Source organism: Agromyces cucurbitae, assembly GCF_058349945.1.
Window position 1 is genome coordinate 307,486 of the sequence record NZ_JBYRES010000005.1, and the last position, 23,219, is coordinate 330,704.

Below are 23,219 nucleotides of genomic sequence, written 5' to 3' on the forward strand. Positions count from 1 at the left end.
GGACTCTCCCGGACGCGCCGCGTTTCTGCCATGGTGGCCCCATGGACAGCGACCCGACGATCGATCCGAACTTCTTCCTGGGCGCGGGCCTCATCGGCCTGATCATCGGCCTGGTGATCTACCTCGCCGTGCTCGCCCTGATGCTGTGGATCGGCTACCTCATCATCAAGGCCGCGGTGCGCAACGGCCTCCGCGAGCACACCCTGTGGCTCGAGAGCCGGCGCGGACCGCTGCGCTGAGGCGCCTCAGCACGCGCAGGTGATGCCGGATGCCTCGGCCGGGGTCACCCGAACACCGCCGGGGCCGCTGTCGGCGACGTTGGTGAGCGCGTCCGCGGGGCGCTGCACGAGTCCGTCGTCGGTCGCGTAGGCGAATCCCTCGCGCACCCAGTACTCGAAGCCGCCGATCATCTCCTTGACCGGGTACCCGAGCCTCGCGAACTCGAGCGCTGCCCGGGTCGCTCCGTTGCACGCGGGACCCCAGCAGTAGACCACCACGGGAGTCCCCGCGGGCGGCATCCCCGGCGTTCCCTCCGCGATGAGCCGGCCCGGCAGGTGCACGGCACCGGGCACCCGGCCCTGCGCCCAGGCGGCGTCGTTGCGGGTATCGACGAGCACGAAACCGGGTTCGCCCGCGGCGAGCCCGGCCGCGACGTCCGAGACATCGGTCTCGAACGCGAGGCGCCCCTCGAAGTGGCGGATCGCGGTCGCGGCGTCGGCCACGTGGGCGAAGAGCGGTGGGGTCGTGATCGTTGAGGTCATGCGCCCAGACTGGCAGGAGCGACGTCGGACGGGGCCCGGAAATCGCGCCAACCCGGCGCGAGATCCGGCCAACCGTCGTTCTGGTCAGTCCTCGGCGAAGAACGCCGTCACGGCCGCGCCGAGCGCCGCGAGGTCGTCGACGTGCGCGAGCTCGCGCGCCGAGTGCATCGACAGCAGCGGCACGCCGACGTCGACCGTGCGGATGCCGAGCCGGGTCGCCGCGAGCGGCCCGATCGTCGACCCGCACGGGATCGCGTTGTTCGACACGAACGGCTGCGTCTCGACGCCCGCCCGCCGGCAGACGCCGGCCCAGAGCGCGCCGCCCACCGCGTCGGTCGCGTACCGCTGGTTGGCGTTGAGCTTCAGCAGCGGTCCGCCGCCGAGCACGGGACGGTTCGCGGGGTCGTGGCGCTCGTGGTAGTTCGGGTGCACGGCGTGGCCGGCGTCGCTCGACACGATCCAGCTCGCCGCGAAGGCGCGGCGCCGCTCGTCGTCGGAGGCGCCGAGTCCCGAGGAGATGCGCCCGAGCACGTCCTCGAGGAACGGCCCGCTCGCACCCGAACGCGACTCCGAGCCGAGCTCCTCGTGGTCGAAGGCCGCGAGCACGCTCAGGTGGCCGGCGTCGGCGGGGGCGCGCAGGATCGCGACGAGGCCCGCGTACACCGAGCTCAGGTTGTCCATGCGTCCCGAGGCGAACAGCTCGCCCGAGCGTCCGAAGCGCGCGGGGGCGGCCGTGTCGGCGACGAGCACGTCGTGGCCCACGATCTGCTGCCCGGGCACGCCCGCCGCAGCGGCGAGCTCGGCGAGCAGGTCGACCTCCTCGTCGGCGGCGACGACTCCCCAGATCGGCTGGGTGTGCCGCTGCTTGTCGAGGTGGAGCCCCTTGGTGTTGACCTCGCGGTCGAGGTGGATGGCGAGCTGCGGGATGCGCAGCATCGGCCCCGTGCGCACGAGGTGCACCCCGCCGTCGGCGGTCGCGACGCGGCCCGCGAGCTCGAGCTCTCGGTCGAGCCAGCTGTTGAGCAGCGGCCCGCCGTACACCTCGACCGAGGCCTGCAGCACGCCCTCGCTGACGGTCTGGCCGTTCGGCTTGAGCTTGAACGAGGGCGAGTCGGTGTGCGCGCCGAGGATGCGGTACGGCGCGGTCGGGCCGGCCGCCTCGGGCTGCACCCACGCGATGACGGCACCGTCGCGCACGACGACGCGGCGCCCCGGCCCCGTCGGCCAGGCCGCGGTCTCGTCGAGGCGCTCGAACCCGGCTTCCTCGAGACGGCGGGCGACCTCGGCGGCGGCGTGGTACGACGAGGGCGAGGCCTGCACGAAGCTCGCGAAGTCGGCGATGTAGTCGTCGAGGTCGGGCAGGGAGCGGGATGCGGCGGCGGAGTCGGTCGGCATGCCTCCATCCAACACTGCGAGCGGCGCACGGGCGAACCGGAGGGTTCGGCGAGCGCCCACGGTGACCGTCGGGTCGCTCAGGCGAACCGCACGACGGCCTGCAGGCGCGAACGCACCTCCATGACCTCGGTGCCGCCGAGCTGCGCCGACCCCGGCAGTCCCTCGCGCACGGCGCTCGCGAGCCGCGAACGCCGGACGAGGGCGACGACGGCACCGCGCACGGTGCCGCCGAGCTCGAGGGGCTCCGCCGCGTGCTCGTCGGGAACCACGATCATGAGCGCGGTCGGCTTCGCCTTCGCGGCGCGCCCGATCGACTTCGCACGTGCCGCGAGGGCCTTGAACGGGCGTTCGCCCGCGAGGGCCTCGCCGACGAGCTCGCCGCGCTTGAGTGCGACGGGCCCGCCCCAGTCCTCCGACTGGATCGCGAAGAGCCCGGTGGGGCCGAGCACGAGGTGGTCGAGCTTCGGCGGGAGACCGTGGCCCGCGGCATCCGTCGCGATGTCGTGCCAGATCGTGTACGCGATGCCGAGCGTCGAGAGCGACCGCGCGCTCGCCTCCTCGGCGAGCGCGTCGGCGAGGAGGTGCCGGATGCCGCGCGGCGCGCCGCGCACGAGCGCCGGGTCGTACGGATCGGGCAGGGAGGCGCCGCGCCCCACCCATTCGCGGATGGACTCGAGGTAGCGCTCGCGCGACAGGCCGCCCGGGTGCCCGTACGACCTCGCGAGCGGGCGGGAGTCGCGTCGCGGACGCGGTGCCGCGGGCGCCCAGGCCTCGCGGCTCGGTGCGGTGCCGGCCGTGCCGCGGCCCCGGTCGAACGCGGCGCGAGCGGCCGGGGTGCCCACGAGCGCCCACGCCGACTGCACCGCGTGGAACTTCGCCGGATCACCGCCCGTGTCGGGGTGCGCCTCGCGCAGGGCACGACGGTAGGCGGCGCGCAGGGTCGCCTCGTCGACGTCGGCTGCGACGCCGAGCAGTTCGTACGGCGACGCTGACAGGGGACTCTCGGGCATGGGCTCGCTTTCGTTGCGAGCACGAGAATACCGCGCGAGGAGGGCCGGTTCCCCGGAATGGGAGAACCGGCCCTCGCTTCGGGGATCAGGCGACGGGAACCGTCGCCGCCGACGTCTTGGCGATCGTCTGGTACCCGCTCAGTGCACCGGTCACCTTCACGGTGATCGCCTTGCCCTTCTGGGTCGTGGTGGGCACGAACGTCGACTTCGTCGCGCCGGTGATCGCGGCGCCCGCGGCGTACCACTGGTAGGTGAAGACGGTGCCCGTCGTCCACGTGCCGGGCTTCGCGGTCAGCGTCGAGCCGACCTTCACCGTGCCCGAGATGGTCGGCGTCGCCACGGTCGCGACCTTGGCCGTCGCCGCCGAGCGCCCGATTCTCACACAACCGGAGGATCGTCTCCGATCCCCGCCGACGCGCGGCGTCACTCCGCCGGCAGCAGCAGCAGCCCGTCGTCGATGAGCTCGCGCACCTCGGGCAGCAGCTCGGCGGCGAGCGCCGCCTCGTCGACCTCGAGCAGCTGCGCGAGCGCCGCGACGATCGCGCCGACGGACAGCTCGCCGTCGCAGGCGCCGACGAGTGCGGCGAGTGCCGTGCCGGGCGCGATCGTGCGCGCGAACCCGCCGCCCTGCCGCAGCAGCATGGCCGTGGGATCGGCGGCGCCGGGCCAGTGGTGGCGCTCCTCGGTGACGTCGCCGGCGACCGTCAGGTGCACGGCGGCGAGCGCCGCATCGTCGAGCGCAGACTCGAGATCGTGCGCGTCGAGGCACTGCGCGAGGTATCCGCCGAGGCCCGCGGGGTTCGACCCGATCGCACCGTGCCGACGCTCGACGCGAGCGAGCCGGGCGGTCGAGGATGCCGCGGCCGAGGCATCTCCGTCGAGCGGGCGTCGCACGAGCACGTAGCCGAATCCGACCTCGGTGACGCCCCGCGCGGCGAAGTCGTCGAGCCACGCGCCGTACAGGCGGTCGAACGCGGGCGTGCCCGACCGGGTGCCGCCGTCGCGGATCCAGGTCTCGGCGTACTCGGTGACGGGCTGCACCTCGCGCTCGACGATCCAGTGCTCGAGCGCACCCGCCCACGAGGCGGCGCGCTCGAGGCCGTCCACGCCGTCGCGGTACTCCCAGTTCGCGAGCAGCTGCGCGACGCCGCCGGGCTCGAGGTGCTCGGCGCATCCGCGCACGACCGCCTCGACGAGCGCGTCGCCGACCATGCCGCCGTCGCGGTACTCGTACTCGGGCACGCCCTCGGTGCGGGGCGTGATGACGAACGGCGGGTTCGAGATGATGCGGTCGAACCGCTCCCCCGCGACCGGCTCGAACAGGCTGCCGAGGCGCAGCTCGACGCCGTCGATGCCGTTGAGCTCGAGGTTCATGCGGGCGAGCGCGAGCGCCCGCTCCGAGATGTCGGTCGCGACGACGGCGCCTGCGAACCGCGAGGCGTGCATGGCCTGGATGCCGCAGCCGGTGCCGAGGTCGAGCACGCGACGCGCCGGCGTCGGGAGCATGAGCCCCGAGAGCGTCGTCGAGGCGCCGCCGACGCCGAGCACGTGGTCCTCCCGGAGCGCATGCCCGAGAGCGAGCTCGCCGAGGTCGGAGATGATCCACCAGTGCGCGCTGCCGTGCGCATCGGTGAAGGCGTAGGGGCGCAGGTCGAGCGCGGCGGCGACTGTGCCGTCGGCGGCGCGAGAGATCAGCCCGAGGGCGACCGCATCGTCGAGCCCGAGTCCGGGTAGCGCCTCGGCGACCTCGGCAGCCGGAACCGGGAGGCCGAGTACGAACAGCTCGGCGAGTGCGGCGAGCGGCGCCGACGCACCGTGCTCGCGCCGGCGGGCATCGAGCACGCGGCGCGCGGGCACACGTTCGCCGCGGTGCAACGCGGCCGACGCCGTCTCGCCCCACAGCTCGTCGAGCGCATCGACCGTGAAACGAGCCGCGCGGAGGTCGGCGGCGAGGCGGTCGAGGGGCGTGTGCGTGCGATCGATGTCCACCCCGACATTCAAGCAGCGACCCGGCTCCGACGGGTCGCCGGTCGAGCTCGTCGGTCAGGTCGGTCGGGTCGGTCGGTCAGGTCGGTCAGTCAGGTCGGTCGGGTGAGTCGGTCGGGTAGCGCCCGACGGTGGAGGGCGCGTATCGAGACCACGTTCGGGAGGGTCTCCCGCTCCCGGGTCCGGGGTCGGCAAAAGTTCTCCACAATCCTCGAACATCTCTTCGAATCTCGGGTGGTTCCGGGTAGACTCGGAACATGTCCGAACCCGCCGGAATACCCGCCCTGACCGGGGTTTCAGCCGCCATCAACGGGCTTACTGAGGTGTGGGCCGGTGCCCGGCTCGCGGGCACGCCGGGCTCGGTCGACGCGGCCGCCGACGTGCGCCTGATGAGCGATGACGGGCTGGTCCGGGCGACCGAAGCCCTCGGCGAACTCGTGCGGCAGGTGCAGGCGTTGCAGGCGCCCGTCGCGGCCGAACTCGCCGCCCGCTCCAAGCCCGGCACCGACGAGGTCGCCCGCAAGCACGGGTTCGCCTCCGCGGAACGATTGATCGCGTCCGCGACCGGCGGCCGCTACCAAGACGCGGTGAAACTCGTCGCCGTGGGGCAGGCGACCGCACCCCGCGCTTCGTTCACCGGTGAAGTCCTGCCACCCAGGCACCCGCACCTCGCCGACGCACTCGCCTCGGGCACGATCTGCGTCGACGCGGCCGACGTGATCCGCCGGTTCTGCGACCGCGTCGCACCCCGCGCCGACCGGGCCGAACTCTCCGACGCCGAACAGTTCCTCGTCGAACGCGCCCCGACCGTCGGGGCCGACGGGTTGCACCGGCTCGTGAAACTCCTCGAAGCCCGCCTCGACCCCGACGGTGTGAAACCCCGCGAAGACGAGTTGCGGGCCGCCCGCGAGCTCCGCATCTGGGAAGACGAGCACGGCATGCTCCGATTCACCGGCGCCGCCGACCCCGCCAACGGCGCCCCCATCAAACTCGCGATCGAGACCCTCGTCGCCGCCGAACTCCACCAAGCCCGCGACGCGAAACGACCCGCGCCCGCAACCACCGGCAGCCCCGATGACGTGTTCGCCGAGCAGCGCACGATCGCGCAGATGAACCTCGACGCCCTCGCCGACCTCGCACGCCACTCCCTCACCGCCGCCGACGGCCCCGCACCCCTCCGGCAGGCGACGGTCGTCGCCCGCATCGACACCACCGCACTGCAGACCGGGCGCGGGCACGGCACCATCGACGGCATCGACCAACCCGTCTCGGCCGCCACGATCCAAGAACTCGCGATGTCCGCCGGCATCGCACCCCTCTACCTCGGCGACGGGCACGAGAACCTCCAACTCGGCCGATCCCGCCGCCTGTTCACCCAAGCCCAGAAACTCGTCCTCACCGACCGCGACGGCGGCTGCGCCTGGCCCGGCTGCACCAGACCCCCGTCCCACACCCAAGCGCACCACCTCCGATGGTGGACACGACACAACGGCCGCACCGACCTCGACAACGGCATCATGCTCTGTTCGCATCACCACCACCGCATCCACGACGACGGATGGACCATCATCATCGACCACGGGCACACCTGGTTCATCCCACCCGCACACCTCGACCCCACCCGCCGACCACGCCCCGGCAACCGACGACTCCCCTCCATCACGCCACCACCACCCGACGTGAGCAGGCTCCTCGCCGCGGCCGCAGCCTGAATCCGAGGGGTTCCCGGGCGCGGCAGCGGTGCCTGCACCCTGCACCGACGTGCCGGGGCCACGACCGCATGATCGTGCGCGGCGCGCATGACGAGGCCCCGCGGCCATGACGAATGCGCCGCGCTCATGACGAGGCCCCCGCGGTCGTGACGAGTGCGCCGCGCTCACGACGCGTGCGCGGCGCTCACGACGCGTGCGCCGCGCTCACGAGTACGCCGCGCTCACGACGAGCGTGAGCGTTGACGGCGCGCGGAGGTCACGCCGCGATCGTCACCCGACCGCCAGGTCGACCGAGGCGTCGCTCGCCGCGACGCCCAGCACGAGGTCGAGCACGACCGGCAGCGGACCGAAGCCGTCCCCGATCGTGAGATGCCCGCCCCCGGGAACGATCAGTCGCTCGAGCCCGTGCGCCTCGGCGAACGAGGTGGTGCCTGCGGGACTGCAGGGGTCGGCGTCGCTCTGCACGACGATCGGCGGCTCGGTGCTCGCTGCCGCGAGCGACGCCGCCAGGCGCGAGCGCGCGACCTCCGACCCAGCCTCGTGCGAGGGCCCGGCCTCGTCACGTCGAGCGGCGTCGGCGGTGACGAAGGCGGCGATCTCGGGAGTCCGCTCGAGGAATCCGTCGGACGGCGGGGCCACGAGCACGACGCGAGCGGCGGCGGGCTCGGTGCGGCCCGCGCGCGCCCGCTCGACGGCGTACGCGAGCCACAGCGAGCAGCCGAGACTGTGCGTCACGACCGTGAGCTCCGAGGGCGTCGTGCCGGCGAGCTCGGCCTCGAGGGCGGCGAGCCAGTCCGCACGCACGGGGTGGTCGGCATCGGGCAGCTGCGGATATCGCACCGCATGACCGCGTGCGGTCAACCCGTCGGCCAGCCAGCGCTGCCAGTGCCCATCGGGCCGATGGTTCTGCCAGCCGTGCAGGATGAGCACCTCGCCCACGTACGCTCCCTCGTTCGCGCGGCGCCCGTCGGCCGCGGGCACCATTCAAGCGCGTCCGGAGCCGATGCGCCCGCTGATCGTCACACACCCGTCATCTGCGCGCCATCTGGCATTGCGCCCCGTAACCCGCCTGTCACACGGTGCGCGTAGCGTGGGCGTACGATCGTGGCAGGCGAGGGAGGGTCGCATATGACGGAGTCACCGGCGCTCGAACGCCTGCGTCAAGACGCGCGCGACGAGCTCGCCGCACTCATCGAGCTGCGCTGCCGCCTCGGCGAAGACCCGTGGATGTTCCTGCCCGACCTGCCCTCGGTCGACGAGCAGGTCGTCGCGACCCTGCGCGAAGAACGACTCCAGTCGGAGACGTGGGGGCCCGCCAGGTCGCGCGCGTACCACCCTGCGGCCCGCCCCGGCGAGGCGGCGCGGTTCGAGTTCGAGCTGCTGCGGGGCATCGCACTGGAGCATCCCGAGTTGAGCGGCGCCGTGTGGGCGCTGCTCGATCGCGTGCCCGCCCCCTGGTGAGGCCCCGCGCCAGCGGGCGACGAACCGCCGTCAGGCGGGTTCGGCCGACGCCGCCTCGCGACGGCGTTGCACGCGCAGCCAGGTGAAGAACCCGAGCAGCGTGAACGCCCCGTAGAACAGGTAGAGCAGCGCCGACGCGTAGTAGCCGGCCGACACGAGCAGGGGCACGCCGACGATGTCGACGGCGACCCAGATGAGCCAGAACTCCGTCCAGCCCTTCGCCATGCCCCACGTCGCGAGCAGCGACCCCATGAAGATCCACGCGTCGGCCCACACCGGCTCGAACGAGCCGAGCGCGCGGAAGATCGGCGTGAGCACGAGCGTGCCGCCGACGAGCAGCACGACGAGCAGCACGCGCTCGCGACCCGTCGCCCAGCGCGGGTCGACGGCGTTCGCCGACTCGTGGCGGTGCCGCGACCACTGGATCCAGCCGTAGATCGACACGACGATGAACATGAGCTGGCGCGCCGCCTGGCCGAGCAGGTTGACCGGGTTCGGGGTGTGGAACACCGCGCCCATGAACACGGTGAAGAGCAGCGCGTTGCCGATGATGCCGACTGGCCACGCCCACACCTTGCGCCGCATGCCGCCGAGCGCCGACGCCAGGCCGAACAGGTTGCCGACGATCTCGCGCCAGAGGATCACCTGGCCGCCGATGACGAGCTGCGCGTCGAAGAGCCACTCGATCGGGCCGGGCTCCGCTGCGGGCATCATGCCGAGGTCCGTGCCCGGCTGCGGATCCGGCGCACGAGCGCGGCGAGCGCGCGCCAGCCGATGAGGAACAGCGCGAGGGTCAGCGTCGCGACGATCATGAACGCCGGCTGCGCCGTGTCGCCCGCGACGACCCGGAGTGCGAGCCCCCCGGCGACGGTCACGGCCCACACGATCAGACCGGTCGGCCACACGGCGGTCGGCCTGCGCCACGCGCGCGCGATCGCCCAGCCCGCGAGCGCGGCGACGACGAAGGGCCACGCCGTCGCGGCGATGCCGGCGACGTCGAGCGCCTCGGCGTGGCTGCGGCGCCCGATCAGCACGAACACCACGACGAGTACGAGGTCGAGCGCGAGGCTCGCGAGGGCGACCGACGTGCTCGATCTGCCGGTGCTCGCCGGTTCGGCGACGGTTCCGCTCATCCCTCCATCGTACGGAGCGCGGCGGCATCGACGACCGGCATCGCGCACACGAACTCGCGGCAGCGGTACGCGGCGGCCGCACCGTCGCGCAGCCCGCGGCCGGCGAACAGCTCGAATCCGGCCTCCGCGAAGCGGCCGGCCTCCTCGGCCGTCACGACGACGGCGACGGATGCCTCGTGCGTGCGGCTCTCGGCGACGAGTGCCGCACCGCGCTCGTCGTCGGGCATGGCCCGCCCGGCACGGTCGGGCACGACCGTCACGAGCTGCACGACGGGGGCGGCGAGTTCGGCCATGAGCCCGAGTGCGCCGCCGAACGCGATCGGACGTTCGACGGCGACGCCGGCGACGCGCGTCATCGCAGCCTCCGCGGCCGCGCGGTAGCGATCTCCCGCCCCGATCAGCCACAGTCGCCACGCCGCCTCGGCGCACGCGGTGGCGCCCGACGGCGTCGCTCCCTCGGCGGGATCGTCGGGCAGTGCGAGCCCCCTGGCGGCGAGCACGGGGTCGGGCCCGCCCGGTACTGCGAACGGAGCGCCGCCGGCCGACCCGGCACGGGCGGCGACCTCGGCGGCGTCGAGCACCGCGTCGACCAGCTCGCGCGCGACCTCGGCGTACCGCACCTCTCCGCTCGCGAGCGCGAGCTCGACGAGACCCGCGGCGAGCATGCCGTGGTCCTCGAGTGCGGCCGAGGCCGCCGAGATCCGGCCGTCGCGCGAGGCCCGCACGAGGCGCTCGCGGTTCGCGACGTGGTGCCCGATCACGAAGTCGGCGGCGTCTCGCGCGTCCGCCAGCGCGCGCTCGCCGTCGCCTCCGCCGAGGGTCTGCGACGCTCGCGCGAGCGCGCCGATCGCGAGCCCGTTCCACCCGGTGAGCACCTTCTCGTCGAGTGCGGGCGGCTCGAGCGAGCGCCGCTCATCGGCATCGGCGAGCGCGTACCCGCCCTCGGTGCGCACGCCGTCGACGACGCTCTCGGAGTCCTGCGCCGCGGCGAACCCGCCGGTTCGCAGCCGCATCGTCGCGCCGAGGAACGAGGCCGTGCCGCGGGCGACGTCGAGCAGCGCCGCGTCGTCGCGCGCGAGGTCGGCGGCCACCGCGAGCAGGAGGGCGTTGTCGGTGAGCATGCGCTCGTAGTGGGGTTCGCTCCAGTCCGCACGCGTGGCGTACCGGAAGAAGCCGCCGTCGAGCGGGTCCCGCAGCGGCGACGCCGCCATCGCCCGCACCGTTCGGCGGGCCAGTTCGCGCCCGTCGGCGCCGCTGCGACCGAGGAAGCCGAGCACGGGGGCGACCGGGAACTTCGGGGCGCCGCCGAAGCCGCCGTGCACGCGATCCTCCTGCGCCGCGAGCGCTCCCACCGCGGCATCCAGCTCGACGGTCGTGGGCAGGCCGCCCGCGGTCTGCACCGTCGCCGCCGCGGCGAGCGCCCCGGCGACCGCCTCCGCGGTGTCGGTCAGCTGCTCGCGCCGCTCTCGCCACGCCTCGTCGACCGCCGCGAGCACCTGCCGGAACGACGGCATGCCCCGCTGCGGCACGGGCGGGAAGTAGGTGCCTGCGTAGAACGCCCGCCCGTCGGGGGTCGCGAAGACCGTGAGCGGCCAGCCGAGCTCGCGCGTGAACGCCGAGGCCGCCGCCAGGTAGCTCGAGTCGACGTCGGGGTGCTCCTCGCGGTCGACCTTGATCGAGACGAACCGCTCGTTGAGCACGCGCGCCGTCTCGGGGTCGCTGAAGCTCTCGCGCGCCATGACATGGCACCAGTGGCAGGTCGCGTAACCGATCGAGATCATGACCGGGATGTCGCGGACGCGGGCCTCGTCGAAGGCGTCGCCGCCCCACGGGAACCAGTCGACGGGGTTCCCGGCGTGGGCCCGCAGGTAGGGGCTGACGGCGTCTGCGAGACGACGGCCCATGCGCCCAGCCTAGCCCCGCTCAGTTCACCTCGTCGGGGTGGGCGCTCACCCGGCCCTCTCGCTCCAGCGCCGTGATGGCCTGCATCTCGGCCTCGTCGAGCTCGAAGTCGAAGACGTCGAAGTTCTCGGCCATCCGCGCCCGGTGCGTCGACTTCGGGAAGACGACGTGCCCGCGCTGGAGGTGCCAGCGGATGACGACCTGGGCGGGGGTCCTGCCGTGGACCGCCGCCGGCCCGGCGATCTCGGGCAGCTCGAAGAGCGGGTACTTGCCCTGGCCGAGCGGTCCCCACGCCTCGATCGCGATGCCGTGCTCCTCGGCGAAGGCGGCGGTCGCCGGCTGCTGGTGCGCCGGGTGCAGTTCGATCTGGTCGACGGCCGGCACGACGTCGGTCTCGTCGAGCAGCCGTTCGAGGTGCGGCACGAGGAAGTTCGAGACGCCGATCGAGCGCACCCGGCCGCTCGCGCGGATCTTCTCGAACTCGCGCCACGTGTCGACGTACCGATCACGGGCGGGGCTCGGCCAGTGGATGAGGTAGAGGTCGACGTAGTCGAGGCCGAGCCGGTCGATGCTCGCCTCGAAGGCGTCGTGCACCGACTGCGTGCCCTGGTCGTCGTTCCAGAGCTTCGTCGTGACGAACAGCTCCTCGCGCGGGAGGCCCGACGCCGCGATCGCACGCCCGACCCCCGACTCGTTGCCGTAGATGCGAGCCGTGTCGAGGTGCCGGTACCCGACCTCGAGTGCATCCGTCACGATGCGTTCGGTCTCCTTCGGGTCGACCTTGAAGACGCCGAAGCCGAGCTGCGGGATGGAGTGGCCGTCGTTGAGCTGGATGCGGGGAACCGTCATGCGGCCATCACATCACGAAAGCACGGGCATCCGCTCCCCCGCGCGCACCGGCACCCGCCAGCGGTTGCCCGCCGAGGGCAGCGGGCAGACGTACTGGTCGCTGAACGCGCACGGCGGCAGGTAGGCGCGGTTGAAGTCGATCGTGACGGTGCCGTCGCCCTCGGGCTCGCCGACCACGAGGAACCGGAATCGATAGGCCTCGTCGCCGCTCGTCGCGTCGGCGAACACGGCGCCGAGCCCGCCCTCGTCACGGGTCAGCGTGAGCTCGACGGGCGTGCCGTCGACCTCGAACCGGGCGATGCCGCCCGCCGCCTCCGTCGAGGCGTGGCCGTCGATGCTCGTGACGTCGATCGCGCCGTCGGCGGCCTCGAACCGGGCGCGGACCACCCATTCCGGGGCGAACGGGTACGCGTCGATGCCCGTGAGCGACGTGCGGGTCGGCGCCTCGGGATCGAGCACGCGCAGCGCGAGCGCCCCGTCGCGCTCGAACGCGCGCAGCAGCTTCGCGCCGACCTCGAGCTCGTCGCCGGGTGCGAGGCGCACCGGCCCCGCGGCATCCTCGAGCCCGACGCCGACCACCGCGCCGTCGTCGACCGACCAGCTGCCGGGCGCGCCCTCGACCGCCTCGGGCTCGGCACCGAGCCAGTGGGTGTGCCGCAGGGCGGCGAGCCCGTGCGGTGCCGTCGCCCTCGCCGCTCGGGCCGCACGCCAGGCGAGCCAGTCGCTCTCGGTGGGTTCGCTCGTCATGCTCCAACGCTACCGAGCGGCGCACCCGCTGCGGCTCGTCATACGATGGAGGGCTATGTCATCGCCCGCCGCCCCGATCCCCGTGATCACCTATCCCGCCGAGCTGCCGGTCTCCGCGCAGCGCGACGAGATCGCGCGCGCGCTCGAGGCGCACCAGGTCGTGATCGTCGCCGGCGCGACGGGCTCGGGCAAGACGACGCAGCTGCCGAAGATCTGCCTCGAGCTCGGTCGCACGTCGATCGCGCACACGCAGCCGCGGCGCATCGCCGCGCGCACGATCGCCGAGCGCATCTCGGAGGAGCTCGGGGTCGAGCTCGGCGGGCTCGTCGGCTACCAGGTGCGTTTCACCGACCGCGTGAGCGATTCGACGCGCATCAAGGTGATGACCGACGGCATCCTGCTCAATGAGATCCACCGCGACCGCGAGCTGCGCCGCTACGACACGATCATCATCGACGAGGCGCACGAGCGCAGCCTCAACATCGACTTCCTGCTCGGCTACCTCAAGCGCCTGCTGCCGCGCCGCCCCGACCTCAAGGTCATCGTCACGAGCGCGACGATCGACCCTGAGAGCTTCGCCGAGCACTTCGCGTCAGCGCCCACCGACGACGGGCTGGGCGAGCCCGCCCCCGTCATCGAGGTGTCGGGGCGAGCCTATCCCGTCGAGGTGCGCTACCGGCCGCTCGTCGCCGAGGCCGTTGCGGGCGACGACGAGGACGACGAGGGCGCCGCCGCCGAAGACAAGGACGTGCAGCGCGGCATCATCGAGGCTCTCGACGAGCTCGACCGCGAGTCCCGCGGCGACGTGCTCGTCTTCCTCTCGGGCGAGGGCGAGATCCGCGACGCCGAGCAGGCGGTGCGCGCCCGCTACGCGGGCGGCCGCGGCGGCGAGACCGAGGTGCTGCCGCTCTACGGCCGGCTCTCCTCCGCCGACCAGCACCGGGTGTTCGAGCCGTCGAAGGTCGCGGGCGTGCGGCGACGCGTCGTGCTCGCGACGAACGTCGCCGAGACGAGCCTCACCGTGCCGGGCATCCGGTACGTCGTCGACGCCGGCACGGCGCGCATCAGTCGCTACTCGGTGCGATCGAAGGTGCAGCGGCTGCCGATCGAGCCGATCTCGCAGGCCTCGGCGAACCAGCGCTCGGGCCGGTCGGGCCGCACGAGCGACGGCATCGCGATCCGGCTGTACTCCGAAGACGACTTCGAGCGGCGGCCCGAGTTCACCGATCCCGAGATCCTGCGCACGAACCTCGCGGCCGTCATCCTGCAGATGGCCTCGCTCGGGCTCGGCCAGATCGAGGAGTTCCCGTTCCTCACCCCGCCCGACGCGCGCGGCATCCGCGACGGCCTCGAGCTGCTGCGCGAGCTCGGCGCGCTCGACGACGGCGCCGAGGGCGACGGGCCGCAGCTCACCCCCATCGGTCGCCAGCTCTCCCGGCTGCCGATCGAGCCGAGGTTCGCCCGCATGGTGCTCGAGTCGAAGACGCAGGGCGTCTCGCGCGAGGTGCTCGCGATCGTCGCGGGCCTCACCATCCAGGACCCGCGCGAACGGCCGCTCGAGCGGCGGGAAGAGGCGAACGGGTTCCACGCCCGGTTCGTCGACCCGACGAGCGACTTCCTCACGATCCTCAACCTCTGGAACCACCTCGAGAAGCAGCAGCGCGAGCTCTCGGGCAGCGCGTTCCGCCGCATGTGCAAGTCGGAGTTCCTCAACTACCTGCGCGTGCGCGAGTGGCAGGACCTGTACCGCCAGCTCGTGCGCCTCGCGAAGCCGCTCGGCCTGCACGTCGCCGAACGGGCGGGCGAGCCCAACGGCGACGGCATCCACCGGGCACTGCTCGCGGGCCTGCTCTCGCAGATCGGCCTCCGCGACGACGCGAAGACGTCGACGGGGCGCGGGGGCGCCGGTGCCGCACGCGATGCCGACCGCAGAGGGCGCCGACGCGACGCCGAGTTCGTCGGTGCCCGCAACACGCGCTTCGTGATCTTCCCGGGCTCGGCGCTCGCGAAGAAGCCGCCGCTGGCGCTCATGAGCGCCGAGCTCGTCGAGACGAGCCGGCTCTTCGCCCGCACCAATGCGGCGATCGACCCGGCCTGGGCCGAGCAGCTCGCCGGCCCCCTCGCCAAGCGCAGCTATTCGGAGCCTCGCTGGGAGCGCAAGCAGGGCTCGGCCGTCGCCGACGAGAAGGTGCTGCTCTTCGGCGTGCCGATCGTCGCGAAGCGACGCATCCAGCTCGCCCGGGTCGACGCCGAGCTCGCCCGCGAGCTGTTCATCCGGCACGCGCTCGTCGACGAGGACTGGGATACCTCGCGCCTCGACCGCCGGCTCTTCGCGTTCATGCGGCAGAACCGCGCGCTCCGCCGAGAGCTCGGCGAGGTCGAGGAGCGCACCCGTCGGCGCGACCTGCTCGCCGGCGACGAGGCGGTCGTCGCGTTCTACGAGGCGCGCGTGCCGCACGACGTCGCCGACGTGCGATCGTTCGAGCGGTGGTGGCGCGGCGCGCAGCGCACGAGCCCCGACCTGCTCAGGATGCGGCGCGAGGACCTGCTCGGCGACGAGGCCGCCGACGGCCGCGACGACGGATTCCCCGATCGGTGGAGGCAGGGCGACCAGACGCTCTCGCTCTCGTACCGCTTCGAGCCCGGCGCCGACGACGACGGCGTGAGCGTGGTCGTGCCGCTCGTGCTGCTGCCGAGGATCGAGGCGACCGGGTTCGACTGGCAGGTGCCCGGCCTCCGCGACGAGCTCATCACGGCGCTGCTGCGCTCGCTGCCGAAGGTGCTGCGCCGGCAGGTCGTGCCGGCCGCCGAGTGGGCGGCGAAGATCGCCGCCGAGCTTCCGAGCGGGCCCGAGTCGGGCGAGGCGCGCGAACCGTTCACGGCCGAGGTCGGCCGTGCCATCCGCAGGCTGACCTTCACGCCGGTCGACCCGGGCGACTTCGACCTCGACCGCGTGCCGCCGCACCTGCGGGTCACCTTCCGGGCGGTCGACGAGCGCGGCCGCGTACTCGGCACGTCGAAGGACCTCGGCGAGCTCCAGTCGCGCCTCGCCGACCGCACCCGCGACGCCGTCGCCCGTGCCGTGAGCGGTGCGGGCGCCGACCGGCGCGCACGGCGCGACGCACGCACCCCCGACGCCGGCACCGCCCGACCGCGGGGGCCGGTCGCGGCGACCCCGCCGCCCGAGCTCGCCGAGCGCGGCGGCATCACCGCGTGGGAGTGGGAGGCGCTGCCCGAGCACCTCGACACGAACCAGGCCGGCAACGTCATCCGCGCCTACCCGACGCTCGTCGACGAGCGCGACTCTGTCGCGCTGCGACTCGTGGCGACCGCCGAGGAGCGCGATCGAGCCCTCCGCCGCGGAATCCGGCGCCTCATCGTGCTCGCCACCCCGACGCCCGTCGCGTACGTGCAGGAGCACCTGTCGAACGACGAGAAGCTCGCGCTCGCCTCGAGCGCCTACCCGTCGACCCGTGCACTGCTCGACGACTGCCTCGCCGCCTGCGTCGACGCCGAGCTGCGCGCCCGGCACCCCGACGGCATCCTGCGCACGCGGGCCGAGTTCGACGCCGTGCGCGACGCGGTCGCCGCGGCGATCGTCGACCGGCTCTTCGAGACGGTGTCGCTCACCTCGCGCATCCTGAAGACGGCCCGTGAGGCCGACCGCGCCGTCTCGGGCGCCTCGAGCATCCAGCTCATGGCGGCCCTCGCCGACATGCGCGAGCAGCTCGCCGCGCTCGTGCCCAACGGCTTCGTGTCCACGACGGGACTTGAACGGCTGCGGCACCTGCCGCGCTACCTCGAGGCGATCACCGTGCGGGTGCGCAAGCTCGTGGACAATCCGGGACGCGACCGGCAGCTCATGAACGAGTACGACGCCGCCCGCCAGGCCTACGAGCAGGCCGGCGGCACGCTGCCGATCGGCCCCGACGCCGACCCGGTGCTCGTGCGGGTGCGGTGGATGCTCGAGGAGCTGCGCGTCGGGCTCTTCGCGCAAGAGCTGCGCACGGCCGAGACCGTGTCGGTGCAACGCGTGCAGAAGGCGCTCGCCGGCTGAGCCGGCGAGCGCCTCCTGGTCGGCCTTCGGCCTAGAGCACCTTCGAGAGGAAGGTGCGGGTCCGCTGGTGCTGCGGGTTCGACAGCACCTCACGCGGGTCGCCCGACTCGACGACGACGCCCCCGTCCATGAAGACGAGCGTGTCGGCGACCTCGCGGGCGAAGCCCATCTCGTGCGTCACGACGATCATCGTCATGCCGCTCTTCGCGAGCTCCTTCATGACCTCGAGCACCTCGCCCACCAGTTCGGGATCGAGCGCCGACGTCGGCTCGTCGAACAGCATGAGCTTCGGCTCCATCGCGAGCGCCCGGGCGATCGCGACGCGCTGCTGCTGGCCGCCCGAGAGCTGCGCCGGGTAGTAGTCGCTCCGCTCGGCGAGGCCGACTCGGGCGAGCAGCTCGAGCGCGCGCGACTTGAGCTGCGCCTTCGACTGCCCCTTCTTCAGCAGCGTCGGCGCGAGCATCACGTTCTCGACGGCCGTCATGTGCGGGAAGAGGTTGAACCGCTGGAACACCATGCCGATGTCGCGGCGCTGCTTCGCGGCGTCCTTCGGGTGCAGCTCGTAGATCTTGTCGCCGTGCTGGCGATAGCCCACGAGCTCGCCGTCGACCGACAGCCGGCCGGCGCTCACCGTCTCGAGGTGGTTGATGCAGCGCAGGAAGGTCGACTTGCCCGAGCCCGACGGACCGACGAGGCAGAGCACCTCGCCGCGCTTCACCTCGAGCGAGATCGAACGCAGCACGAGGTTCGAGCCGTACGACTTCGACACCGCCTCGGCCTTCACCATGGGGGTCTGCGTCGTCGTGGACGACTGGACGGCGCTCATGCTCCTCCTCCGGCGTGGTGGTCGGACGGCGGAACCGCGCCCCCGTCGGCGTCGAGGTCGACGGCCGAGACCGCCTTCGTCTCGACCGTCGGCTTCTGCGGCGCGGGCCGCTGGTCGATGCCCTTGGCGTAGTGCTTCTCGAGGTAGTACTGGCCCACCATGAGGATCGAGGTGATCGCGAGGTACCAGATCGACGCGACGATGAGCATCGGCACCGGCTGGTACGTCTTGGCCGCGATGTCCTGGGTACGGGTGAACAGCTCGAGCGTGAACGGCACCGCGATGACGAGCGAGGTGGTCTTCAGCATCGAGATGACCTCGTTGCCGGTCGGCGGGATGATCACGCGCATGGCCTGCGGCAGGATGACGCGGCTCATGGTGTGCCACCAGCCGAGGCCGAGCGCCGTGGCCGCCTCCTCCTGGCCGCGGTCGACCGCGAGGAGGCCGGCGCGCACGATCTCCGCCATGTAGGCGGCCTCGTTCAGCGCGAGGCCGATGATCGCGAGGGCGAAGTAGCTGAGCAGGTCGCTCGTGACGATCGAGATCCACGGCTCGTTGCCCGGGATGCCGATGTCGATCGACTTGTAGATGACGCCGATGAGGCCCCAGAACACGAGCTGCACGTACACCGGGGTGCCGCGGAACAGCCAGAGGTACACCCACGCCACCGACTTCACGACGGGGTTGGGCGAGAGGCGCATGACGGCGAGCACGATTCCCAGGATGATGGCGATGACCATCGAGTACACCGTCAGTTGGAGGGTGTACCCGGCGGCTTCGACGACTCGCGTGTCGAACAGGTACTTGCCGACCTCGTTCCAGTTGTAGACCGGCCGGTTGACGGCCGCATCGACCACGAAGAGGACGACGAGCACGATGAGCACGACGGCGAGCACCATGCGCCACGGGTGGCGCAGCTTGATGGCCTTGATCGCCTCGGGCGGCGTGTCGCTTCCGGTGCCGGCCGGCGGGGCTTCGGACCCCGCCGGCCGGGACTGCATGTCGGACATGACTGCGGTGACTTACCGGATCAGTTGGTGGCGCCGTTGATGGTCGCCTCGTCGACCGCGCCCGACTCGATGCCGGCGGCCTTGAGGATCTCGAGGTAGGTGCCGTCGTCGATGAGCGACTGCACCGCGGCCTGCACGGCCTTCGTCATGTCGCTGTCCTTCTGCGTGGCGAAGCCGTAGGGCGCGGCGTCGAACATCTCGCCGACGGTCTCGAGCTGGCCGTCGAGGTTGGCGACCGCGTCGCCCGTCACGGGCAGGTCGGCCGAGAAGGCGTCGGCCTTGCCGTTGACGACCGCGTTCGTGACCTCGGGCTGGCCCTCGAACGGCAGGATCTCGATGGGCTCCTCGCCCGCGTCGACGCACGCCTGGCTGCGGGCGGGCAGCTCGTCGGTGTGCTGGATGGTGCCGGACTGCACGGCGACGGTCTTGCCGCACGCGGTGTCGGGGGTGATGTCGCTGCCGGCGGGGGCGGCCCACAGGCTGCCCGCGTTGAGGAAGTCGACGAAGTCGACCGACGCCTGGCGCTCGACCGTGTCGGTGAACGACGACGAGCCCATGTCGAGCGCACCCTCCTGGATGCGCGGGATGATGCTGTCGAAGCTCAGGATCTCCCACTCGGGCTCGAGGCCGAGCTTGGCCGAGACGGCCTCGGCGAGCGTGACGCCCCAGCCGACCGGCTCGCCGGCGTCGTTCTTGTACTCGTTGGGCGGGTACTCCGCGTCGGTGCCGATGCGCAGCACGCCCGAGTCCTTGACCTCGGCGGGCAGCAGGGCGACCGCGGCGTCGTCGGCCTCGACCGAGGTCTTGGGCGCGGTGCTCTCGGCGCCGCCCTCGCTCTCGGAGTTGTTGACGCAGCCGGTGAAGAGCAGGGCCGCGGCGGAGGCGATGGCGGCCGGCAGGAGGAGTCGGCGGATGTTCATGTTGGTACCTCTGTCGTCACGCGATGATGGGGACAAACGACCGAGCGCAAAGTGAGGCTCCGTCGCCGTAGACCGAGCCTAATCCACGGCACGCACGACGCAAGCATTCCGGCAGATCACGATTCGGCCGCGATTCGAAACCACCGCTTCGTCGCCTCGAGACGCAAGATTCCGTCTTTTCGGCACCGGATGCCGCACCGCAACGCCGCCCGGAACGCCGGTGGCACCGCTCGATAGGCTTGGCGCACCGTGGGAACCTACTCCGAACTGCTGAAGTCGCGAGGCGTCGCGCGCATCATCGCCGCCCAGCTGACCGCGCGCTTCCCGGCGGGCATGCTGTCGCTCGCCTTCCTCCTGCACGTCGAGCAGCAGACCGGGTCGTACGGCGCCGCGGGCCTCGTGCTCGCCGCGACCTCGATCGGCCAGGCCGTCGCCGGCCCGTTCACGAGCCGCCTCATGGGGCGCTTCGGCATGCGCCCGGTGCTCGTCGTGACCCTCGTGATCTGCGTGACGGCGATCGTCGCGATCGGCGTGCTGCCGCTCACCGTGCCGCTGTACATGGTCGTCGGCCTCATCGCGGGCCTCGCGACGCCGCCCATCCAGCCGGCCGTGCGCACCATCTACCCGAAGATGGTGAACTCGCGCCAGATCACCCCGCTCTACTCGCTCGACGCGTCGGCGCAGGAGATCATCTGGGTCGTCGGCCCCGTCGTCACGACGTTCGTCTCCACGCAGATCGGCACGGTCTGGGGCATCCTGCTCGCCGCCGTCCTCATGGTCGTCGGCGGCGCGTGGTTCATCTCCTCCCCCGAGCTCGGCCGCGTCCGCATCCCGCGGTCGAAGCGGCGCTTCGGCACGGTCCTCGCGCGGCCGGCGGTGCTGCTCGCGACGATCGTGGGGTTCCTCCTCATCGGGGCGTGCGCCGCGATCGAGGCGGGCGTCGTCGCCGTCTTCGGCCACGACGGCAGCGAGGCCGGCATCGTGCTCGCGATCTTCTCCATCGGCTCGCTCGCGGGCGGCCTGTTCCTCGGCCACGTGCCCATCGGACCGTGGTCGACGGCCCGCCGCATGCTCATCGTCTTCGCGGGCACGGCCCTCGCCGCCTTCGTCATGGACTTCTGGTGGCTCTCGATCACGCTGTTCATCGCTGGCATCGGCATCGCCCCGGCACTCGCCGTGCTGTTCTCGATCGTCTCGGCGAGCGTCAAGTTCTCCGACACCGCCGAGGCCTACGGCTGGGTCGGCACGGGCCAGCTCATCGGCGCCGCGCTCGGCTCGGCGCTCGCGGGCTTCCTCATCGACGGCTTCGGCGCGCAGGGCGCGTTCTGGGCGGCCGGGGCGATCGCGCTCCTCGGCGTCGCGGCCGCGGTGATCGGCCGTCCGTGGCATCCCGACCTCCGCGGCCGCGACGCGAGCCCCATCCCCGACACCGAACCGGTGCCGCTCCAACCCAGTTGACGAAAGGCGGCAGGATGCCCCGACCGCTCCCCCTCGCACCGTCGGTGCCGCTCGCCGACGGACGGTCGATCCCGCAGCTCGGCTACGGCCTCTACAAGGTGCCGGCCGACGACGCGGCCCGCCTCGCCGGCACGGCGATCGCGACGGGCTACCGGCACCTCGACACGGCGGCGTTCTACGAGAACGAGCGCGGCGTGGGCGAGGCGGTGCGCGCGGCCGACGTCGCACGCGACGAGCTCTTCGTGACGAGCAAGGTCTGGAAGGACGACAACGGCTACGACGAGGCGCTCCGCGCGTTCGACGCCTCGATGCGGCGGCTCGCGCTCGACCGGCTCGACCTGTACCTCATCCATTGGCCGGTGCCGTCCACCGATCGCTACGTGGAGACCTGGCGGGCCCTCGTCCGGCTCCGCGACGAGGGTCGCGTGCGTTCGATCGGCGTCTCGAACTTCCACGCGCACCACCTCGAGCGCATCATCGGCGAGACCGGGGTCGTGCCCGTCGTCAACCAGGTCGAGCTGCATCCCCGGCTGCCGCAGGCCGCGCTCCGCGAGTTCCACGCCGCACGGGGCATCCGCACGGAGGCCTGGTCGCCGCTCGCCCGCGGCCGGCTCCTCGACGACCCCGTGCTCGCGCGGCTCGCGGCCGAGCACGGGCGCAGCCCCGCGCAGGTCGTACTGCGCTGGCACGTGCAGCTCGGCAACGTGGTGATCCCGAAGGCGTCGTCGCCCGAGCGAATCCGCGAGAACCTCGACGTCTTCGACTTCGAGCTCGGCGCCGCCGACCTCGCCGCGATCGACGCGCTCGCGACCGGCGAGCGCACCGGCCGCGATCCCGACGACGACTGAATCGCCCGAGGCGGAGGAGGCAGCTCCATCACGACCTGGTCACGGGTCGATCACGGTCGGGTCACAGCGCAATCCGATCGTGACCGCTCTCCCAGCCGACGCTCAGACATCGCTGCATCGACCGGCCCTAGCCTGACCGCATGAGACGACTCGCACCCGCGGCGGCGTCCGCCGCGATCATCGCCATCCTGCTCGCCGGCTGCTCCATGGACGCGGGCGGTTCGAGCTCGCCCGGCGTCGCCGAACCGGGGATGCGGGGACCCGCGGAAGGCGGCACCTCGGGCGCCGACGACGGTGCGGCGGACGAGTCCGTCGCCGCCCCCGACGTCCAGGACGAGAGCATGATCACGACCGCCTGGATCTCGATCACCGTCGAGGACCCGATCGACGCCGCGGAGGAGGCGGCCGGGATCGCCGAGCGAGCGGGCGGCCGCATCGACAGTCGCACCGAGCACCCCGGCACGGACTCGTCGTCGGCGAGCGCGCAGCTCGTGCTCCGCGTGCCGGCCGACGAACTCGACGACGTGGTCGACGAACTCCGCGAGCTGGGGCACGTCGACTCGGTCCAGACGGAGTCCTCGAACGTCACGCAGCAGCGCAAGGACCTCGACGCGCGGATCGGGGCGCTCTCGACCTCGGTGAAGCGACTCGAGCAGCTGCTCGCGAAGGCCGAGAACATCGACGACCTCATCGCCATCGAGTCGGAGCTGACCACCCGGCAGGCCGAGCTCGACAGCCTCACCCAGCAGCGCGACCTGCTCGTCGACCAGGTCGACTACTCGACCCTCACACTCGACCTCACGACGCCGGCGGACGCACCGTCGCCGGCCCCCGACGACTTCTGGAGCGGCGTCGTCGCCGGCTGGACGGCGCTCGTCGGCTTCGCCTCGTCGCTCGCCGTCGTGTTCGGCGTCCTGCTGCCGTGGTTCGCGCTGCTCGTCGTCATCGCCGGCGTCGTGACGCTCATCGTCGTGCTCGCCGCCCGCGGGCGGCGCCGCTCGACGCCGACGGGCGAGGCGATGCCCGAGGCGACGGCTCCCGCGACGACGCCCCCGGCGACGACGACTCCCGCGTCGCCCGACGACGAGGCATCCGAACCGGTTCGCACCCCCGCCGGGCCGGCCCCGCGGGCGTAGTCTGGCGA

21 protein-coding genes are annotated in these 23,219 nt (G+C 72.6%); 7 read left to right on the plus strand and 14 right to left on the minus strand.

Features of this window, described 5'->3' with window-relative positions; all coding sequences use genetic code 11:
- Positions 1-41 precede the first annotated feature (41 nt).
- Positions 42-239, plus strand: a complete 198-nt coding sequence (locus AC3RJ6_RS18635; RefSeq protein ID WP_244853156.1) for a hypothetical protein — start codon at positions 42-44, stop codon at positions 237-239.
- Positions 240-245: 6 nt separating this feature from the next.
- Here the strand turns inward: AC3RJ6_RS18635 and AC3RJ6_RS18640 are convergent, their stop codons facing one another.
- The 5 genes from AC3RJ6_RS18640 to AC3RJ6_RS18660 all read right to left on the minus strand — a co-directional run bounded on the left by AC3RJ6_RS18640 (position 246) and on the right by AC3RJ6_RS18660 (position 5,155).
- Positions 246-761, minus strand: coding sequence for a rhodanese-like domain-containing protein (locus tag AC3RJ6_RS18640; RefSeq protein ID WP_491428625.1), 516 nt, complete (start codon positions 759-761; stop codon positions 246-248).
- An 84-nt stretch (positions 762-845) separates the two neighbouring features.
- Entirely contained in the window at positions 846-2,156 is a 1,311-nt protein-coding gene (locus tag AC3RJ6_RS18645; RefSeq protein WP_491428626.1) for a M18 family aminopeptidase, read from the minus strand.
- A gap of 77 nt (positions 2,157-2,233) precedes the next feature.
- Positions 2,234-3,166 (minus strand): J domain-containing protein, encoded by a 933-nt coding sequence (locus AC3RJ6_RS18650; RefSeq protein ID WP_491428627.1) that lies wholly within the window; start codon positions 3,164-3,166, stop codon positions 2,234-2,236.
- 85 nt (positions 3,167-3,251) lie between these two features.
- Positions 3,252-3,548 carry a hypothetical protein gene (locus AC3RJ6_RS18655; RefSeq protein WP_491428628.1) on the minus strand — a complete coding sequence of 99 codons (297 nt, stop codon included), beginning with the start codon at positions 3,546-3,548 and terminating at the stop codon, positions 3,252-3,254.
- Between the two features lie 41 nt (positions 3,549-3,589).
- Positions 3,590-5,155, minus strand: a complete 1,566-nt coding sequence (locus tag AC3RJ6_RS18660; protein ID WP_491428629.1) for a DUF7059 domain-containing protein — start codon at positions 5,153-5,155, stop codon at positions 3,590-3,592.
- Positions 5,156-5,409: 254 nt separating this feature from the next.
- Here AC3RJ6_RS18660 and AC3RJ6_RS18665 point away from each other — a divergent pair, with 254 nt between their 5' ends.
- Positions 5,410-6,864 (plus strand): HNH endonuclease signature motif containing protein, encoded by a 1,455-nt coding sequence (locus tag AC3RJ6_RS18665; RefSeq protein WP_491428630.1) that lies wholly within the window; start codon positions 5,410-5,412, stop codon positions 6,862-6,864.
- 270 nt (positions 6,865-7,134) lie between these two features.
- Here AC3RJ6_RS18665 and AC3RJ6_RS18670 read toward each other — a convergent pair whose 3' ends face one another.
- The gene (locus tag AC3RJ6_RS18670; RefSeq protein ID WP_491428631.1) at positions 7,135-7,803 is read right to left on the minus strand and encodes an RBBP9/YdeN family alpha/beta hydrolase; all 669 of its coding nucleotides are present in this window, start codon (positions 7,801-7,803) and stop codon (positions 7,135-7,137) included.
- A gap of 189 nt (positions 7,804-7,992) precedes the next feature.
- Between AC3RJ6_RS18670 and AC3RJ6_RS18675 the strand changes: the two genes are divergently transcribed.
- On the plus strand, positions 7,993-8,325 hold the full coding sequence (locus tag AC3RJ6_RS18675; RefSeq protein ID WP_491428632.1) for a hypothetical protein: 333 nt from the start codon (positions 7,993-7,995) through the stop codon (positions 8,323-8,325).
- Between the two features lie 30 nt (positions 8,326-8,355).
- Here the strand turns inward: AC3RJ6_RS18675 and pnuC are convergent, their stop codons facing one another.
- From pnuC to AC3RJ6_RS18700, 5 genes are read right to left on the minus strand one after another with little or no spacing between them, the layout of a single operon-like run.
- Entirely contained in the window at positions 8,356-9,039 is a 684-nt protein-coding gene (gene pnuC, locus AC3RJ6_RS18680) for a nicotinamide riboside transporter PnuC (RefSeq protein WP_491428633.1), read from the minus strand.
- Positions 9,036-9,458: a DUF3054 domain-containing protein gene (locus tag AC3RJ6_RS18685; RefSeq protein WP_491428634.1), complete on the minus strand. Its 423-nt coding sequence runs from the start codon at positions 9,456-9,458 to the stop codon at positions 9,036-9,038. The genes pnuC and AC3RJ6_RS18685 overlap by 4 nt, the downstream gene beginning before the upstream one ends.
- Positions 9,455-11,362 carry a thioredoxin domain-containing protein gene (locus tag AC3RJ6_RS18690; protein WP_491428635.1) on the minus strand — a complete coding sequence of 636 codons (1,908 nt, stop codon included), beginning with the start codon at positions 11,360-11,362 and terminating at the stop codon, positions 9,455-9,457. The genes AC3RJ6_RS18685 and AC3RJ6_RS18690 overlap by 4 nt, the downstream gene beginning before the upstream one ends.
- Positions 11,363-11,381: 19 nt before the next feature.
- Entirely contained in the window at positions 11,382-12,209 is an 828-nt protein-coding gene (locus AC3RJ6_RS18695) for an aldo/keto reductase (RefSeq protein ID WP_491428636.1), read from the minus strand.
- A gap of 12 nt (positions 12,210-12,221) precedes the next feature.
- Complete coding sequence (locus AC3RJ6_RS18700) at positions 12,222-12,956, minus strand: DUF1684 domain-containing protein (protein WP_491428637.1); 735 nt, start codon at positions 12,954-12,956, stop codon at positions 12,222-12,224.
- A 55-nt stretch (positions 12,957-13,011) separates the two neighbouring features.
- Here AC3RJ6_RS18700 and hrpA point away from each other — a divergent pair, with 55 nt between their 5' ends.
- Positions 13,012-17,013: an ATP-dependent RNA helicase HrpA gene (gene hrpA / locus AC3RJ6_RS18705; RefSeq protein WP_491428638.1), complete on the plus strand. Its 4,002-nt coding sequence runs from the start codon at positions 13,012-13,014 to the stop codon at positions 17,011-17,013.
- A 31-nt stretch (positions 17,014-17,044) separates the two neighbouring features.
- On the opposite strand, the gene AC3RJ6_RS18710 is transcribed toward hrpA, so the two are convergent.
- From AC3RJ6_RS18710 to AC3RJ6_RS18720, 3 genes are read right to left on the minus strand one after another with little or no spacing between them, the layout of a single operon-like run.
- On the minus strand, positions 17,045-17,839 hold the full coding sequence (locus AC3RJ6_RS18710; protein ID WP_491428639.1) for an amino acid ABC transporter ATP-binding protein: 795 nt from the start codon (positions 17,837-17,839) through the stop codon (positions 17,045-17,047).
- Entirely contained in the window at positions 17,836-18,840 is a 1,005-nt protein-coding gene (locus AC3RJ6_RS18715; RefSeq protein ID WP_491428663.1) for an amino acid ABC transporter permease, read from the minus strand. The genes AC3RJ6_RS18710 and AC3RJ6_RS18715 overlap by 4 nt, the downstream gene beginning before the upstream one ends.
- Positions 18,841-18,869: 29 nt before the next feature.
- Complete coding sequence (locus AC3RJ6_RS18720; protein WP_491428640.1) at positions 18,870-19,769, minus strand: ABC transporter substrate-binding protein; 900 nt, start codon at positions 19,767-19,769, stop codon at positions 18,870-18,872.
- Positions 19,770-20,018: 249 nt separating this feature from the next.
- Between AC3RJ6_RS18720 and AC3RJ6_RS18725 the strand changes: the two genes are divergently transcribed.
- From AC3RJ6_RS18725 to AC3RJ6_RS18735, 3 genes are all read left to right on the plus strand, one after another.
- The gene (locus tag AC3RJ6_RS18725; protein ID WP_491428641.1) at positions 20,019-21,227 is read left to right on the plus strand and encodes an MFS transporter; all 1,209 of its coding nucleotides are present in this window, start codon (positions 20,019-20,021) and stop codon (positions 21,225-21,227) included.
- Between the two features lie 14 nt (positions 21,228-21,241).
- Positions 21,242-22,075, plus strand: coding sequence for an aldo/keto reductase (locus AC3RJ6_RS18730; protein WP_491428642.1), 834 nt, complete (start codon positions 21,242-21,244; stop codon positions 22,073-22,075).
- Between the two features lie 140 nt (positions 22,076-22,215).
- Positions 22,216-23,211 carry a DUF4349 domain-containing protein gene (locus AC3RJ6_RS18735; protein WP_491428643.1) on the plus strand — a complete coding sequence of 332 codons (996 nt, stop codon included), beginning with the start codon at positions 22,216-22,218 and terminating at the stop codon, positions 23,209-23,211.
- The last annotated feature ends 8 nt before the right edge of the window (positions 23,212-23,219 follow it).